At 61.3% G+C, this 15,855-nt stretch carries 13 protein-coding genes; 9 read left to right on the top strand and 4 right to left on the bottom strand.

All coding sequences use genetic code 11. The annotated features are described in order from the left end of the window. Window positions 1-61: 61 nt before the first annotated feature. Window positions 62-712 (bottom strand): GNAT family N-acetyltransferase, encoded by a 651-nt coding sequence (locus ACU680_RS13495; RefSeq protein ID WP_007961094.1) that lies wholly within the window; start codon window positions 710-712, stop codon window positions 62-64. A gap of 27 nt (window positions 713-739) precedes the next feature. Next, on the bottom strand, window positions 740-1,042 hold the full coding sequence (locus tag ACU680_RS13500; protein ID WP_448179689.1) for a hypothetical protein: 303 nt from the start codon (window positions 1,040-1,042) through the stop codon (window positions 740-742). Here ACU680_RS13500 and xthA point away from each other — a divergent pair. Together xthA and ACU680_RS13510 are read left to right on the top strand one after the other, a co-directional pair. Next, window positions 1,041-1,853, top strand: a complete 813-nt coding sequence (xthA, locus tag ACU680_RS13505; RefSeq protein WP_007961102.1) for an exodeoxyribonuclease III — start codon at window positions 1,041-1,043, stop codon at window positions 1,851-1,853. The two genes, ACU680_RS13500 and xthA, sit on opposite strands and share 2 nt — an antisense overlap. A gap of 188 nt (window positions 1,854-2,041) precedes the next feature. Then, the gene (locus ACU680_RS13510; protein ID WP_448179690.1) at window positions 2,042-3,376 is read left to right on the top strand and encodes a substrate-binding domain-containing protein; all 1,335 of its coding nucleotides are present in this window, start codon (window positions 2,042-2,044) and stop codon (window positions 3,374-3,376) included. 145 nt (window positions 3,377-3,521) lie between these two features. Here ACU680_RS13510 and ACU680_RS13515 read toward each other — a convergent pair whose 3' ends face one another. Further along, window positions 3,522-4,751, bottom strand: a complete 1,230-nt coding sequence (locus ACU680_RS13515) for an acyl-CoA dehydrogenase (protein WP_367084113.1) — start codon at window positions 4,749-4,751, stop codon at window positions 3,522-3,524. 157 nt (window positions 4,752-4,908) lie between these two features. On the opposite strand from ACU680_RS13515, the gene ACU680_RS13520 reads away from it, so the two are divergent. The 3 genes from ACU680_RS13520 to ACU680_RS13530 all read left to right on the top strand — a co-directional run bounded on the left by ACU680_RS13520 (window position 4,909) and on the right by ACU680_RS13530 (window position 7,468). Beyond that, a complete protein-coding gene (locus tag ACU680_RS13520) occupies window positions 4,909-5,838 on the top strand; it encodes a LysR family transcriptional regulator (protein WP_448179691.1) in 930 nt (309 codons plus the stop codon). Window positions 5,839-6,025: 187 nt separating this feature from the next. Beyond that, window positions 6,026-6,424, top strand: coding sequence for a MerR family transcriptional regulator (locus ACU680_RS13525; protein ID WP_098968123.1), 399 nt, complete (start codon window positions 6,026-6,028; stop codon window positions 6,422-6,424). Window positions 6,425-6,568: 144 nt separating this feature from the next. Then, on the top strand, window positions 6,569-7,468 hold the full coding sequence (locus tag ACU680_RS13530) for a hydroxymethylglutaryl-CoA lyase (protein WP_448179692.1): 900 nt from the start codon (window positions 6,569-6,571) through the stop codon (window positions 7,466-7,468). 665 nt (window positions 7,469-8,133) lie between these two features. Here ACU680_RS13530 and ACU680_RS13535 read toward each other — a convergent pair. Next, window positions 8,134-9,831: an AMP-binding protein gene (locus ACU680_RS13535; RefSeq protein WP_448179693.1), complete on the bottom strand. Its 1,698-nt coding sequence runs from the start codon at window positions 9,829-9,831 to the stop codon at window positions 8,134-8,136. A gap of 346 nt (window positions 9,832-10,177) precedes the next feature. Here ACU680_RS13535 and ACU680_RS13540 point away from each other — a divergent pair, with 346 nt between their 5' ends. The 4 genes from ACU680_RS13540 (at window position 10,178) to ACU680_RS13555 (ending at window position 15,841) form a co-directional block, all read left to right on the top strand. After that, window positions 10,178-11,341 carry an isovaleryl-CoA dehydrogenase gene (locus ACU680_RS13540; protein ID WP_003223703.1) on the top strand — a complete coding sequence of 388 codons (1,164 nt, stop codon included), beginning with the start codon at window positions 10,178-10,180 and terminating at the stop codon, window positions 11,339-11,341. A gap of 12 nt (window positions 11,342-11,353) precedes the next feature. Then, the gene (locus tag ACU680_RS13545) at window positions 11,354-12,961 is read left to right on the top strand and encodes a carboxyl transferase domain-containing protein (protein ID WP_139054542.1); all 1,608 of its coding nucleotides are present in this window, start codon (window positions 11,354-11,356) and stop codon (window positions 12,959-12,961) included. A 115-nt stretch (window positions 12,962-13,076) separates the two neighbouring features. Continuing rightward, window positions 13,077-13,892, top strand: coding sequence for a gamma-carboxygeranoyl-CoA hydratase (locus ACU680_RS13550; RefSeq protein WP_448179694.1), 816 nt, complete (start codon window positions 13,077-13,079; stop codon window positions 13,890-13,892). Next, the gene (locus ACU680_RS13555; protein ID WP_448179695.1) at window positions 13,892-15,841 is read left to right on the top strand and encodes an acetyl/propionyl/methylcrotonyl-CoA carboxylase subunit alpha; all 1,950 of its coding nucleotides are present in this window, start codon (window positions 13,892-13,894) and stop codon (window positions 15,839-15,841) included. Before ACU680_RS13550 ends, ACU680_RS13555 begins: the two co-directional genes overlap by 1 nt. Window positions 15,842-15,855 lie beyond the last annotated feature (14 nt).

Genomic DNA, 15,855 nt, shown 5'->3' on the forward strand with positions numbered 1-15,855 from the left:
CGGATGCTATCACGGGCTTGGGAGCGTGATAGAACAGGAAATTTCCGAAGAAGTTCGATCGCTATGCTGTTGCAGTTTGTAACACCTGCGGATTGGCGTGGAAAAACACGTGCTCGCGCACCGGGCCGACGGCCACTTCGCCGATCTCTTCGTAGCCCTGGCGTTTATAGAATTCCAGGTAACGCGGGTTGCCGGTGTCGAGCACCACGCCTTGGGAGGTTTCGTCCACCGCGCACCAGTTGTGCACAGCGGTCAGCAACTGCTCACCGAAGTGTTTGCCCTGAAACTGCGGATGAATCCCCAGCAGCGGCAGCATGTGCACCGAATCACTGGGCACGCAGGCGGCCACGGCATCGTGGTATTCCAGATAGCGCCGAGTGCAGCGAAATCCGGTGCTGAGCACCATGCGCAGACGCCAGGCCCAACTCTCGGTGATGCCCAGGCGACGCTGCGGCGGCGCGATCAGGGCGATGCCGATCAGCCGGTCGTTGACCAACAGGCCGATGGCCGGCTGATCCTGCAGAAAATGCTGTTTGACCAGTTCACGCACCGTGGCCCGCACGCGCTGCTCGTAGCCCGGCCGCTCGGCCTCGAACAGGTAACCGAAGGTCGGCTCGTGCCGATAGGCCTGATACAGCAGCGAGCGGGCTTCGCGCGAGTAACCGCGGTCGAGCATGTGGATGTCGGCGATGGCGGTCTGGGTTTCAGGCATAACGGTGATTCTCCCCCGGGGCGCGGCTCAAATGACTGCGCTCTTGTTGGTACGAACCTTTTGCGGGTGGCGCAGTTCCCCACAGGTATAGACCAACTCGGGATCTTCATCGACTGGGCGGGCCTCATCGCTGGCAAGCCAGCTCCCACAGGTTTTTCGGGTGTACATGAATTGTTTGTCCGACATGGACACTGTGGGAGCTGGCTTGCCAGCGATGAGGCCCATCCAGGCACCACCCATCCCACAGATGAAAATGATTTCTCCCACCCCACACTGGCCCCCATCCCACATGTCAGCTAGCATCGCCCTTTTGCCAGGACTGCCGACCATGAAGATTGTTTCCTTCAACATCAACGGACTGCGCGCCCGTCCGCATCAGCTGGCAGCGCTGATCGAAAAGCATCAGCCGGACGTGATCGGCCTGCAGGAAACCAAGGTCCACGATGACCAGTTCCCGCTCGAAGAAGTGCGTGCGCTGGGCTATCACGTTTATTTCCACGGCCAGAAAGGTCATTACGGCGTCGCCCTGCTCTCGCGCAATGAACCGATCGCCATTCACAAAGGCTTCGCCAGCGATGAAGAAGACGCCCAGCGCCGCTTTATCTGGGGCACCTTCGCCGACGCCAATGGCGTGCCGGTGACCATCATGAACGGCTACTTCCCACAGGGCGAAAGCCGCGACCACCCGACCAAGTTCCCGGCCAAGCAACGTTTTTACAGCGACCTGCAAACCCTGCTGGAAAGCCAGTTCCACAACGAACAGCCGCTGGTGGTGATGGGCGATGTGAACATTTCCCCGGAAGACTGCGACATCGGCATCGGCCCGGACAACATGAAGCGCTGGCTGAAAACCGGCAAATGCAGCTTCCTGCCGGAAGAACGCGAGTGGATGGCCCGCCTGAAAAACTGGGGCCTGACCGACAGTTACCGTCACCTGAACCCGGACGTGACCGACATGTTCAGTTGGTTCGACTACCGCAGCCGTGGGTTTGAAGACGAACCGAAACGCGGTCTGCGGATCGATGTGATCCTGGCGTCCCATGGTTTGCTGCCGCGGGTCAAGGATGCGGGCGTGGACTATGAACTGCGCGGCATGGAAAAACCGTCGGATCATGCGCCGATCTGGCTTGAGCTGGCCTGATCTCAAGCTTTAAGAGAACCTTGTAGGAGTGAGCCTGCTCGCGATGACGGTGGATCAGTCGATGTGTTTATTGGCTGATACTCCGCCATCGCGAGCAGGCTCACTCCTACATTGGATCACTGTCATGTTTTGGTCATGCGCCTGACTTAATCTCCCCGGCAATCCCCTTGGCTTGATTCGGTGCCGGCATGACCCTGCGTGTTCTGTTCGCTTTTGTGTCGAGTGCATGGCTGACGGTCAGTGCCGCCACCCTGCCCATCCCTGAAAACGGCCCGGCATTGCGCATTCAGGGTTCCAACACCATTGGCGCCGATCTCGGCCCGGCGCTGGTCGAAGGCTTTCTGCAAGACCAGGGCCTGCTGAAAATTCACCGCGAGAACCCCGACGCCGCCAACGAACAACACATCGTCGGCCAGACTGCCCAAGGCAAACGGGTGGTGATTGAAGTCGCCGCCCACGGTTCCAGCACCGGGTTCACCGCGCTGAAAAGCGCCAGTGCCGACCTCGCCGCCTCCTCCCGACCGATCAAGGACAGCGAACTGCTCAGCCTGCAAGCGCTCGGCGATCTGAAAAGCGCCGCCGCCGAGCAGGTGATTGCCATCGACGGCCTGGCGATCATCCTTCACCCCGGCAACCCACTGCAGCAACTGGACACCGAGCAACTGGCGCGGATCTTCAGCGGTGAGGTGAAAACCTGGGAAGACCTCGGCGGTCGCGGCGGCGCGATTCATTTATATGCGCGGGATGATCAGTCCGGCACTTACGACACGTTCAAGGAACTGGTGCTGGGTCGGCGTGGGAAAAGTCTGAGTTCCAGTGCGAAACGCTTCGAATCCAGCGAGCAATTGTCCGACGCGGTGAGCAGTGATCCGCAGGGTATCGGTTTCATCGGTCTGCCGTATGTGCGTCAGGCCAAAGCCGTGGCGATTGCCGACGGCGCATCGCAATCGATGTTGCCGCTCAACAGCCTGATTGCCACTGAGGACTATCCGCTGTCGCGGCGCCTGATCTTTTATCTGCCGCCCAATAGCCAGAATCCGTGGGCATTGGCACTGGTGGCGTTTGCGCAAAGCCCACAGGGCCAGAGGATTGTCGCGGCCAACGGTTTCATCAGTCAGACCGTGCACGCGATGACCGTCACCCCGAATGCGCTGATGCCCGAGGGTTATCAATCCCTCAGCCGCCACGCCCAGCGTCTGACGGTGAATTTCCGTTTCGAAGAAGGCAGCGCCAGCCTCGACAACAAGGCGCGGCAGGATCTGGCGCGGGTGCTCGACTATATACAGCGCCACGACAAGACCGAGCGCGCGGTGACGCTGGTGGGGTTTGGCGACGAGAAAGACGATCCGGCCCGCGCCGACCTGCTGTCAAAGCTGCGGGCGATGGCGGTGCGCCGTGAATTGGTGAAGAACGGCGTGGTGCTGCGCGAGGTGCGCGGGTTTGGCGCGTTGATGCCGGTGGCGGCGAACAGTGCGGATGAAGGCAGGATCAAGAATCGGCGGGTTGAGGTTTGGGTGTATTGAGCCTGATGTTGATCTGTTGAACCTGCTTACGTCATCGCTGGCAAGCCAGCTCCCACAGAAATTTCCAGTGAACACAAAGTTTGTGAACACCACACAAACCTGTGGGAGCTGGCTTGCCAGCGATGAACGATGACGCGGTACTGGATCAGCGCTCGTTACGCAGCATCTCTTTCGGCACATACTTGCCGATCTCGAACTTGCCGATCGCCGCGCGGTGCACTTCGTCCGGGCCGTCGGCCAGGCGCAGGGTGCGCTGCATGGCGTACATGTAGGCCAGCGGGAAATCATTCGAGACCCCGGCCCCGCCGTGGATCTGGATCGCCCGGTCGATCACCCGCAGGGCCACGTTCGGCGCGACGACCTTGATCTGCGCGATCTCGCTCTTCGCCACTTTGTTGCCGACGGTGTCCATCATGTACGCCGCTTTCAGGGTCAGCAGGCGTGCCATGTCGATTTCCATGCGCGAGTCGGCGATCTTGTCGACATTACCGCCCAGACGCGCCAACGGTTTGCCGAACGCGGTGCGGCTCACCGAGCGTTTGCACATCAATTCCAGCGCACGCTCGGCCATGCCGATCGAGCGCATGCAGTGATGAATCCGCCCCGGGCCAAGGCGACCCTGAGCGATTTCGAAGCCTCTTCCCTCACCGAGCAGGACGTTTTCGTACGGCACGCGCACGTTGTCGAACAACACTTCGGCATGCCCGTGCGGGGCATCGTCGTAGCCGAACACCGGCAGCGGGCGGACGATTTTCACCCCGGGGGTGTCGACCGGCACCAGGATCATCGAGTGCTGGGCATGGCGCGGCGCGTCGGGGTTGCTCAAGCCCATGAAGATCAGAATCTTGCAGCGCGGATCGCAGGCGCCGGAAGTCCACCACTTCTTGCCATTGATCACCCACTCGTCGCCATCACGCACGGCGCGAGCGGCCATGTTGGTGGCGTCGGACGAGGCCACGTCCGGCTCGGTCATGGCGAACGCCGAGCGGATCTCGCCGCGCAGCAGCGGTTCGAGCCAGCGCTGTTTCTGCTCTTCGTTGGCGTAGCGCACCAGCACTTCCATGTTGCCGGTGTCCGGCGCCGAGCAGTTGAACGGCTCCGGCCCCAACAGCGAACGGCCCATGATTTCCGCCAGCGGGGCGTATTCGAGGTTGGTCAGGCCGGCACCGAGTTCCGATTCCGGCAGGAACAGATTCCACAGGCCTTCGGCTTTGGCCTTGGCCTTGAGCTCTTCCATGATCGCGGTCGGCTGCCAGCGATCACCCTCGGCAACCTGGCGTTCGAACACGGCTTCGGCCGGGTAAACGTAAGCGTCCATGAACGCGGTCACGCGCTCACGCAGTTCTTGCACCTTGGGCGAATAAGCGAAATCCATGAGCAATTACCTTCTTTAGGCAGAGGTTGTTCAGATCATGCAATCGATGCTAGAACAGCGCGGATAATTTACCTAGCCTATTCTCGGCGTGTATAAACATTCATCACCGATATATGATCCGCTGATTGTCAGCCCACAGAACAAGAGAAGCCGCGTTATGAATCTGAGTAAGGTCGATCTCAACCTTTTCATCGTCTTCGACGCGATCTACACCGAAGCCAACCTGACCCGCGCCGGGCAGATTGTCGGGATTACCCAACCGGCGGTGTCCAACGCGTTGGCGCGGTTGCGCGAGACCTTCAACGATCCGCTGTTCGTGCGCACCGCCCAGGGCATGGTGCCGACACCGATGGCGCAGAACATCATCGGCCCGGTACGCAACGCGCTGTCACTGCTGCGGGTGTCGGTGCAGGAGAGCCGGATTTTCAACCCGGCGCAGGCAGTGAAGACTTACCGCATCAGCATGACCGACCTGACTGAGGCGGTGATCCTGCCGCCGCTGTTCCAGCGTTTGCGGCGTCTGGCGCCGACGGTGATCATCGAAAGCTTTCTGTCCAAACGCCGCGAGACCACCAAGGAACTGGCCGCCGGACGCCTGGATTTCGCCGTCGATGCGCCGCTCAACACCGACCCGCAGGTGCGTCACGTCAAGCTGATGGAAGACCGTTACGTCTGTGCGATGCGCAAGGGCCATCCGCTGGCGGGCAAGGAGAAACTGTCGCTGGATGACTATCTGTCGCTGACCCACATCCATATATCCAGTCGCCGCAGCGGGCTGGGCTATGTGGATCTGGCGCTGGGCAAAATGGGCATTCAGCGCAAGATCGCTCTGCGCTCGCAGCATTATCTGATGGCGTCGCAGGTCATGCAGCAGACCGACATGGTGATGACGGTGCCCGAGCGCTTTGCCCGGCGTAATGACTTGCATGCGTTCAACCTGCCGGTCAACGACGTGCCGCCGCTGGAGACTCACCTGTATTGGCATGAAAGCACCGATCAGGACCCGGCCAATCGCTGGATGCGCGAGCAGATCATCGAGTTGTGCCAGCAGGCGGCGGCGCAGGAGAAGAAGCTCGATAAGGTGTAAGGCTGGCAACCGCGTTATCGTTCTTCGCGAGCAAGCTCGCTCCCACATGGACTTGTGCGCGCCACTGATCCTGTGGGAGCGAGCTTGCTCGCGAAGAGGCCGGCTCTGACAACAACGATCCTTCCTGCTTGACGTAAACGTCAACTCGCCATTAGCTTAGCGCCAAGACCTTTTTCCGAGCGCTTTCATGAGCAGCCAGACCTACAGCATTTCCGACCTCGCCCGCGAGCTGGACATCACCACTCGGGCGATCCGCTTTTATGAAGAACAAGGCCTGCTCAGCCCCGAGCGCCGTGGCCAGGAACGCATCTATTCACCGCGCGACAAGGTCAGCCTGAAGCTGATCCTGCGCGGCAAGCGCATCGGTTTCTCGCTGGCCGAATGCCGTGAGCTGATCGAGCTCTATGACCCGTCCAGCGGTAACACCAAACAGCTCAACAGCATGCTGGCGAAAATCAGCGAGCGCCGCGAACAGCTCGAACAGCAGCTACTCGACATCGAACAGATGAAGCTGGAACTCGACACTGCGGAAGAGCGCTGCGTGCAGGCGTTGGAGCAGACGCTCAAGGGTCAGCAGGCGAGCTAGCAAACAACACCAATCCCTTGTAGGAGTGAGCCTGCTCGCGATAGCGGAGTGTCAGTCGAGCAAATACTATCTGACTCACCGCTATCGCGAGCAGGCTCACTCCTACAGGGGTTCACCTCGAATTCAGAAGAGCAGGTCAATCCCATGTCCCTCCCCTCCCAAGTACGCCTGATCGAAGTCGGCCCGCGCGATGGCCTGCAGAACGAAGCCCAACCGATCAGCGTAGCTGACAAAGTGCAACTGGTCGACGCCCTGAGCGCCGCCGGTTTGGGTTACATCGAAGTCGGCAGTTTTGTCTCACCGAAATGGGTGCCGCAAATGGCCGGATCCGCCGAAGTGTTCGCGCAAATCCAGCGCAAGCCTGGCGTCACCTACGGCGCACTCGCACCGAACCTGCGCGGCTTTGAAGACGCGCTGGCTGCCGGCGTGAAAGAAGTCGCGGTGTTCGCCGCCGCGTCCGAGGCGTTCTCGCAGCGCAACATCAACTGCTCGATCAGCGAAAGCCTGGCGCGCTTCGCGCCGATCATGGAAGCGGCGAAACAACATGGCGTTAGCGTGCGTGGCTACGTGTCCTGCGTGCTCGGTTGCCCTTATGAAGGCGAAGTGGCGCCGGAGCAAGTGGCGATGGTCGCGCGTGAGCTGTACGCGATGGGCTGCTACGAAGTGTCCCTCGGCGACACCATCGGCACCGGCACCGCGGGCGCGACCCGGCGGTTGTTCGAAGTGGTGTCGGCGCAAGTGCCACGGGACAAACTCGCCGGGCACTTCCACGACACCTACGGCCAGGCCATGGCCAACATCTATGCCAGCCTGCTGGAAGGCATTGCGGTGTTCGACAGCTCTATCGCCGGCCTCGGCGGCTGCCCGTACGCCAAAGGCGCGAGCGGTAACGTCGCCACCGAAGACGTGGTGTACCTGCTCAATGGCCTGGGTATCGAGACCGGTATCGACCTCGATGCGCTGATTGCCGCCGGCCAGCAGATAAGTGCCGTGCTGGGTCGTCCCACCGGTTCGCGCGTGGCCAAGGCCCGTAACGCCCAGTGAGGGCGAAGGTGTTACCGCTGTGTCCGAAACGTGGGCACAGTCGAGTAACACGGAAACAAATTGTCTGGTTTGCCCTGAAGGAAAAATCCTTCAAAAATCTCAAGCAATTGATTTAAAAGGGTTTTATAAAGTTGGCACGGCTTCTGCTATCTCTATGGCATAACAAGAATAAAAAGCAGCAAACCAATAAAAATAAGACGTACCGACTCTGACATAACAAAAACAACACGGCAGAGACGCAGCTAACAGATTTTTTTGGAGAAGGTGTGCTTTTCAGGGTGCTCTCAGGAGTGACCCGCAACCGGGCAGAGAACAATAAAACTACCTTCAGGTAGCTCCCGAATCGGTTGGATCGTTTGACGAGAAAGCAGATCAGCGCTCAAAAAAATACGTTTGCTCTTGACCCCGGATGGGGGTCGCCAAAAACAGCGGTAAAGGGCCACGGTTGCCAAAAACAACAACAGACCGCCCCTCAATAATAAAAAAGAGCACGCGACGACAAAATTAAAGGGGAGCTTCGGCTCCCCTTTGTGCTTTCTGCGATTCCCGAATCCCCGAACATCCCTGTGGGAGCTGGCTTGCCAGCGATAGCGTCAGGTCAGCCAGCATCAATGTTGAATGATCTACCGCAATCGCTGGCAAGCCAGCTCCCACAGGGGTGGTGGTTACCGTTCGATTGTTTTTAAGTCTTCGATAGTGATCTCACGCATCCGGAATTTCTGAATCTTGCCCGTCACCGTCATCGGAAACTCTTCGACGAACTTGAAATGCCGCGGCGTCTTGAAGTGCGCGATGCGCTCCTTGCACCAGGTTTGCAGCTCCAGCTCGGACGCCGTGTGGCCGGGGTGGAATTTGATCCAGGCGACAATCTCCTCACCGTAACGCGAGCACGGAATGCCGATCACCTGCACGTCCGCCACCGCCGGGTGGGTGAAGAAAAACTCTTCCAGCTCACGCGGGTAAATGTTCTCGCCACCGCGAATGATCATGTCCTTGTTGCGCCCGGCGATGTTCACGTAGCCCTCATCGTTCATGCTCGCCAGGTCGCCAGTGTGCATCCAGCCCGCGTCATCGATGGCTTCGGCCGTGGCTTGCGGGTTGCTCCAGTAACCGAGCATCACGCTGTAACCGCGGGTGCACAGCTCACCGATGGTGCCGCGCGGCACTAGATTGCCCGCCTCGTCGATGATCTTGCTTTCCAGTTGCGGCTGGGTGCGGCCGACGGTGGTCACGCGCAATTCCAGTTCATCGTTCGGCCCGGTCTGCAGCGACACCGGGCTGGTTTCGGTCATGCCGTAGGCAATCTGCACTTCGCTCATGTGCATCTCGCTGATGACCCGGCGCATCACTTCGATCGGGCAAGTCGCCCCGGCCATGATCCCGGTGCGCAGGCTCGACAGGTCGAACTCGGCGCGTTGTGGCTGATCGAGCATGGCGATGAACATGGTTGGTACGCCGTACAGGCCGGTGGCTTGTTCTTCGGCGACGGTTTGCAGGGTCAGTAACGGATCGAACGCGTCGTTGGGGTAGATCATGGTGCTGGCGTGGGTGATGCAGCCGAGGTTGCCCATGACCATGCCGAAGCAGTGATACAGCGGCACCGGGATCACCAGGCGGTCGCTCGGGGTCAGGCCGATGCTTTCGCCGACCATGTAACCGTTGTTGAGGATGTTGTAGTGACTGAGGGTCGCGCCCTTGGGGAAACCGGTGGTGCCAGAGGTGTACTGGATGTTCACCGGTTGATCGAAGTGCAGGCTGGCGCTGCGTTCACGCAACTGGTCGGGCGTCACACTGCTCGCCAGATCGGCCAGTTGCGACCACGGCAGGAAGCCCGACGGTGGCTGTGCGTCGAGGCTGATCACCCCACGCAAATCCGGCAGACGTTCGCTGCGCAATTGGCCGATGGATTGCTCGGCGAGTTGTGGTACCAGCCCTTGCAGCATGGCGTGGTAGTTGGAGGACTTGAACGCGCCGGCGCAGACCAGCCACTGGCAACCGGACTGCTTGAGCACGTATTCCAGTTCGGAGCTGCGATAGGCCGGGTTGATGTTGACCAGGATCACGCCGATCTTCGCCGTGGCGATTTGTGTGATGCACCACTGCGCACAGTTCGGCGCCCAGATGCCGAGCCGATCACCGGCCTGCAAACCCAGCGCCAGCAAGGCTCTGGCGTGCAGGTCGACGCTATCGGCCAGTTGCAGCCAGGTGTAGCGCAATTGCTGATGACGTACGACCAGGGCCTCGCTGTGCGGGTGTTGCGCAACCGTCTGATCGAACTTCTGCCCGATGGTCATCGCCAGCAAGGCTTTGTCCTGGGAGCCACGGGTGTAGCTGCGCTGCGGGTTTGCACTGGGTTGATCCATGATGACCCCTGTTGTCTTTTTTGTAGGAGCGAAGCTCTTCTGTGGCGAGGGAGCTTGTCGAATCGTCGCACCGTCCCGCTCGGCTGCGCAGCAGTCGTCAAATCAGCATGCGGGTGCAACCTGACACACCGCGATTACCGATTTTGCGACCGCTTCGCGCTCGAGCGGGAGCAAGCTCCCTCGCCACACAGAGCGACACCGGTCTTTCTGAACTACCCCTACTCTCGCCCAAGTTGACGTTAACGTAAAGGGTGATTGACAGCCAATCATCGCAGGCTTACGTTAACGTAAAGGTGAGAGCCGTTCGACCGCCCTCCCAACCTACAAAAAAGCCAAAAGGTGACCCATGAGCTATCCATCCCTGAACTTCGCCCTCGGTGAAACCATCGACATGCTGCGCGATCAGGTTCAGTCCTTCGTCGCCGATCAGATCGCCCCACGCGCCGCGCAGATCGACCGCGACAACCTGTTCCCGGCCGACATGTGGCGCAAATTCGGGGACATGGGCCTGCTCGGCATCACCGTGCCGGAAGAGTACGGTGGCGCGGGCCTGGGTTACCTGGCGCACGTGGTGGCGATGGAAGAAATCAGCCGCGGTTCGGCCTCGGTGGCCCTGTCCTACGGCGCGCACTCCAACCTCTGCGTCAACCAGATCAACCGTAACGGCAACCACGAACAGAAAAGCCAATACCTGCCGAAGCTGATCAGCGGCGAACACGTCGGCGCCCTCGCCATGAGCGAACCGAACGCCGGCTCCGACGTGGTCTCGATGAAGTTGCGCGCCGACAAACGCGGCGACCGCTTCGTGCTCAACGGCAGCAAGACCTGGATCACCAACGGCCCTGACGCCAACACCTACGTGATCTACGCCAAGACTGACCTGGAAAAAGGCCCGCACGGCATCACCGCGTTCATCGTCGAGCGCGACTGGAAAGGCTTCAGCCGCAGCAACAAGTTCGACAAGCTCGGCATGCGCGGTTCAAACACCTGCGAGCTGTTCTTCGATGACGTCGAAGTGCCGGAAGAAAATATCCTCGGCGTGCTCAACGGCGGTGTGAAAGTGCTGATGAGCGGCCTCGATTACGAGCGCGTCGTACTGTCCGGCGGCCCGACCGGGATCATGCAGTCGTGCATGGACCTGATCGTGCCGTACATCCACGACCGCAAGCAGTTCGGCCAGAGCATCGGCGAATTCCAGCTGATCCAGGGCAAAGTCGCCGACATGTACACCCAGCTCAACGCCAGCCGCGCCTACCTGTACGCAGTGGCCCAGGCGTGCGAGCGCGGCGAAACCACGCGCAAGGACGCCGCCGGGGTGATCCTCTACACCGCCGAGCGCGCCACGCAAATGGCCCTCGACGCGATCCAGATTCTTGGCGGCAACGGCTACATCAACGAATTCCCGGCCGGGCGTCTGTTACGTGACGCCAAGCTGTATGAAATCGGCGCGGGTACCAGTGAGATCCGGCGCATGCTGATCGGCCGCGAACTGTTCAACGAAACCCGCTAAACGGAGCTGCACATGGCTATCCTGCATACCCAGCTCAATCCACGTTCAGCGGAGTTCGCCGCCAACAGTGCAGCGATGCTTGAACAGGTCGACGCCCTGCACACCCTGCTCGCCCAGGTGGCGCAGGGTGGTGGCGCGAAAGCCCAGGAACGGCACACCTCGCGCGGCAAACTGCTGCCGCGTGAACGCATCAATCGCCTGCTCGATCCGGGCTCGCCGTTTCTCGAGATCAGCCAGCTCGCCGCCCACGCCGTGTATGGCGAAGACGTGCCGGCCGCCGGGGTGATTGCCGGGATCGGCCGGGTCGAAGGTGTCGAGTGCATGATCGTCGCCAACGACGCGACGGTGAAAGGCGGCTCGTACTACCCGCTGACCGTGAAAAAGCACCTGCGCGCGCAGACCATCGCCCAGCAGAACCGCCTGCCGTGCATCTATCTGGTGGACTCGGGCGGCGCCAACCTGCCGCGCCAGGACGAAGTGTTCCCGGACCGCGAACACTTTGGTCGGATCTTCTTCAACCAGGCCAACATGAGCGCCATGGGCATTCCGCAGATCGCCGTGGTCATGGGCTCGTGCACCGCGGGCGGTGCCTATGTGCCGGCGATGGCGGACGAAGCGATCATGGTGCGCAATCAGGCGACGATTTTCCTCGCTGGCCCGCCGCTGGTGAAAGCCGCGACCGGTGAAGTGGTCAGCGCTGAAGACCTTGGCGGTGCCGATGTGCACTGCAAGATTTCCGGCGTGGCCGACCATTACGCCGAGAGCGATGAACACGCCCTCGCCCTCGCCCGCCGCAGCGTCGCCAACCTCAACTGGCGCAAGCTCGGCGAAGTGCAGCAGCGCACGCCGATTGCGCCGCTGTACGCCAGCGACGAGTTGTATGGCGTGGTGTCGGCCGACGCCAAGCAACCGTTCGATGTGCGCGAAGTGATTGCGCGGCTGGTCGACGGTTCGGTGTTCGATGAATTCAAAGCCTTGTTCGGCACCACGCTGGTGTGCGGCTTTGCCCACCTGCACGGCTACCCGATCGCGATCCTCGCCAACAACGGCATCCTCTTCGCCGAAGCCGCGCAAAAAGGCGCGCACTTCATCGAACTGGCCTGCCAGCGCGGCATTCCGCTGCTGTTCCTGCAGAACATCACCGGGTTCATGGTCGGCCAGAAATACGAGGCCGGCGGCATCGCCAAGCACGGCGCGAAACTGGTGACCGCCGTGGCCTGCGCCAAGGTGCCGAAATTCACCGTGATCATCGGTGGCAGCTTCGGCGCCGGCAACTACGGCATGTGCGGGCGCGCTTACGATCCGCGTTTCCTGTGGATGTGGCCGAACGCGCGCATCGGCGTGATGGGCGCCGAACAGGCGGCGGGTGTGCTGGTGCAGGTCAAGCGCGAGCAGGCCGAACGCAGCGGCCAGGCCTTCAGCGCCGCGCAGGAAGCCGAGATCAAGCAGCCGATCCTCGACCAGTACGAAGAGCAGGGTCACCCCTACTACTCCAGCGCACGGCTGTGGGACGACGGCGTCATCGACCCGGCGCAGACTCGCGATGTGCTGGCCCTGGCCTTGTCCGCGTCGTTGAACGCGCCTATCGAACCGAGCCGCTTCGGCGTGTTCCGGATGTGATGCTTTTTGTCGGAGCGAGCCTGTGTGGCGAGGGAGCTTGCTCCCGTTCGATTGCGCAGCAATCGTAATCCAGGCCCACAGGCAGCTCCCACAAGAACCGTGGAGACGGAAGAATATGAGCGATTTCAACACCCTCGAACTGCACAACGATCCAAGGGGTTTTGCCACCCTGTGGCTCAATCGTGCAGAAAAGAACAACGCGTTCAACGCCGAAATGATCCGCGAACTGATTCTGGCGCTGGACAAGGTTGCCAGCGACGCCAGCCTGCGTTTCCTGCTGGTGCGCGGGCGCGGCAAACATTTCAGCGCCGGCGCTGACCTGGCGTGGATGCAGCAATCGGCCGAACTCGATTACCACACCAATCTGGACGACGCCCGCGAGCTGGCGGAGCTGATGTACAACCTCGCCAAGCTGAAAATCCCGACCGTGGCCGTGGTGCAAGGCGCGGCGTTCGGCGGCGCGCTGGGGCTGATCAGTTGCTGCGACATGGCGATTGGCGCCGATGATGCGCAGTTCTGTCTGTCGGAAGTGCGCATCGGTTTGGCGCCGGCGGTGATCAGTCCGTTCGTGGTCCAGGCCATCGGCGAACGTGCGGCGCGTCGTTATGCGCTGACTGCCGAGCGCTTCGGCGGGCAGCGGGCGCGGGAAATCGGTTTGTTGTCCGAGAGCTACCCGGCCGCCGAGCTTGATCAAGCCGTCGAGCAATGGATCGACAACCTGCTGCTCAACAGCCCCGCCGCGATGCGCGCCAGCAAGGATCTGCTGCGCGAAGTCGGCAATGGTGCGCTGACCCCGGCGCTGCGCCGCTACACCGAAAACGCCATCGCCCGGATCCGCGTCAGCCCTGAAGGCCAGGAAGGCTTGCGCGCCTTTCTGCAAAAGCGTGCGCCGAGCTGGCAAGCCGCAACCACCACCAAGGAGCCGCGTTGATGAGCGCACCTGTTCTCACCACCCTGCTGGTGGCCAACCGTGGCGAAATCGCTTGCCGGGTCATGCGCACCGCCAAGGCGCTGGGCCTGACCACCGTCGCCGTGCACAGTGCCACCGATCGCGAAGCGCGGCACAGTCGCGAAGCGGATATCCGCGTTGATCTCGGCGGCAGCAAAGCCGCTGACAGTTATCTGCAAATCGACATGCTGATCGCGGCGGCCAAGGCCAGCGGTGCGCAGGCGATTCATCCGGGTTACGGCTTTCTGTCGGAGAACGCCGGCTTCGCCCGTGCCATTGAACAGGCCGGGCTGATTTTCCTCGGTCCGCCGGCCTCGGCCATCGACGCCATGGGCAGCAAGTCTGCCGCCAAGGCCTTGATGGAAACCGCCGGTGTGCCGCTGGTGCCGGGTTATCACGGCGAGGCGCAGGATCTCGATACGTTCCGCGAAGCCTGCGAACGCATTGGTTATCCGGTGCTGCTCAAAGCCACGGCCGGTGGCGGCGGCAAAGGCATGAAAGTGGTCGAGGACGTCAGCCAACTGGCCGAAGCCCTGGCTTCGGCGCAACGTGAAGCGCAGTCGTCGTTCGGCGATTCGCGGATGCTGGTGGAGAAATACCTGCTCAAACCGCGTCACGTGGAAATCCAGGTGTTCGCTGACCAGCACGGCAACTGTCTGTACCTCAACGAGCGTGATTGCTCGATCCAGCGCCGGCATCAGAAGGTCGTCGAAGAAGCCCCGGCGCCGGGCCTGACCGCGGAACTGCGCCGGGCCATGGGCGAAGCGGCGGTGCGTTCGGCGCAGGCCATCGGTTATGTCGGCGCCGGTACAGTGGAATTTCTGCTGGATGCGCGAGGCGAATTCTTCTTCATGGAGATGAACACGCGCCTGCAGGTCGAGCATCCGGTCACCGAAGCGATCACCGGCCTCGATCTGGTGGCGTGGCAGATTCGTGTGGCGCGCGGTGAAGCGCTGCCGATCACCCAGGATCAGGTGCCGCTCAATGGCCATGCGATTGAAGTACGGCTGTATGCCGAAGATCCGTCGAATGATTTCCTGCCCGCCACCGGACGCCTGGAGCTTTACCGCGAATCGGCCGCCGGACCGGGGCGTCGGGTCGATAGCGGCGTTGAGCAAGGCGATGAAATTTCGCCGTTCTACGACCCGATGCTCGGCAAGCTGATCGCCTGGGGCGAGGATCGCGAGCAGGCGCGCCTGCGGCTGTTGAGCATGCTCGATGAGTTCGCGATTGGCGGTTTGAAGACCAACATCAACTTCCTGCGGCGGATCATCGCGCATCCGGCGTTCGCCGCTGCCGAGCTGGATACCGGGTTTATTCCGCGTTATCAGGAACAGTTGTTACCGACGCCGCGTGCGTTGAGCGATGAGTTCTGGCAGGCCGCAGCGCAGGCGTTCGCGCAGAGTTTGCCGGGCGCTGTTCGGGCGGATGACCTGGGTTCGCCGTGGGCTTTGAAGAGAGGTTTGCGCGCGGGGTTGCCGGCGGAAATCACTTTGCATTTGAGCTGCGAAGGTCAGGATCGGGCGTTGACCTTGAGCAGCACCGGCAACGCCAAACTGTCGGATGAAGCATTGGTCGTCGAGCACGATGGCGTACGTCGCACCTTGCGCGCCATTCGTCAGGGCGATTCGCTGCACCTGCAATGGGACGGCGAGTTGCGGCGTATTCAGATGTTCGACCCGATCAGCGCCGTCGACGCCATCCACAGCCATCAAGGCGGTCTGACTGCCCCCATGAACGGCAGCATCGTGCGGGTGTTGGTGGAGGCCGGGCAATCGGTCGAGGCCGGTGCGCAACTGGTGGTGCTGGAGGCGATGAAGATGGAGCACAGCATTCGCGCGCCCCATGCGGGGGTGATCAAAGCGCTGTATTGCCAGGAAGGTGAAATGGTCGGCGAAGGCAGCGCTTTGGTGGAACTGGAAGCCGTGTGAATGGGAGATCGATC

It is taken from the genome of Pseudomonas sp. LF020 (assembly GCF_053456425.1).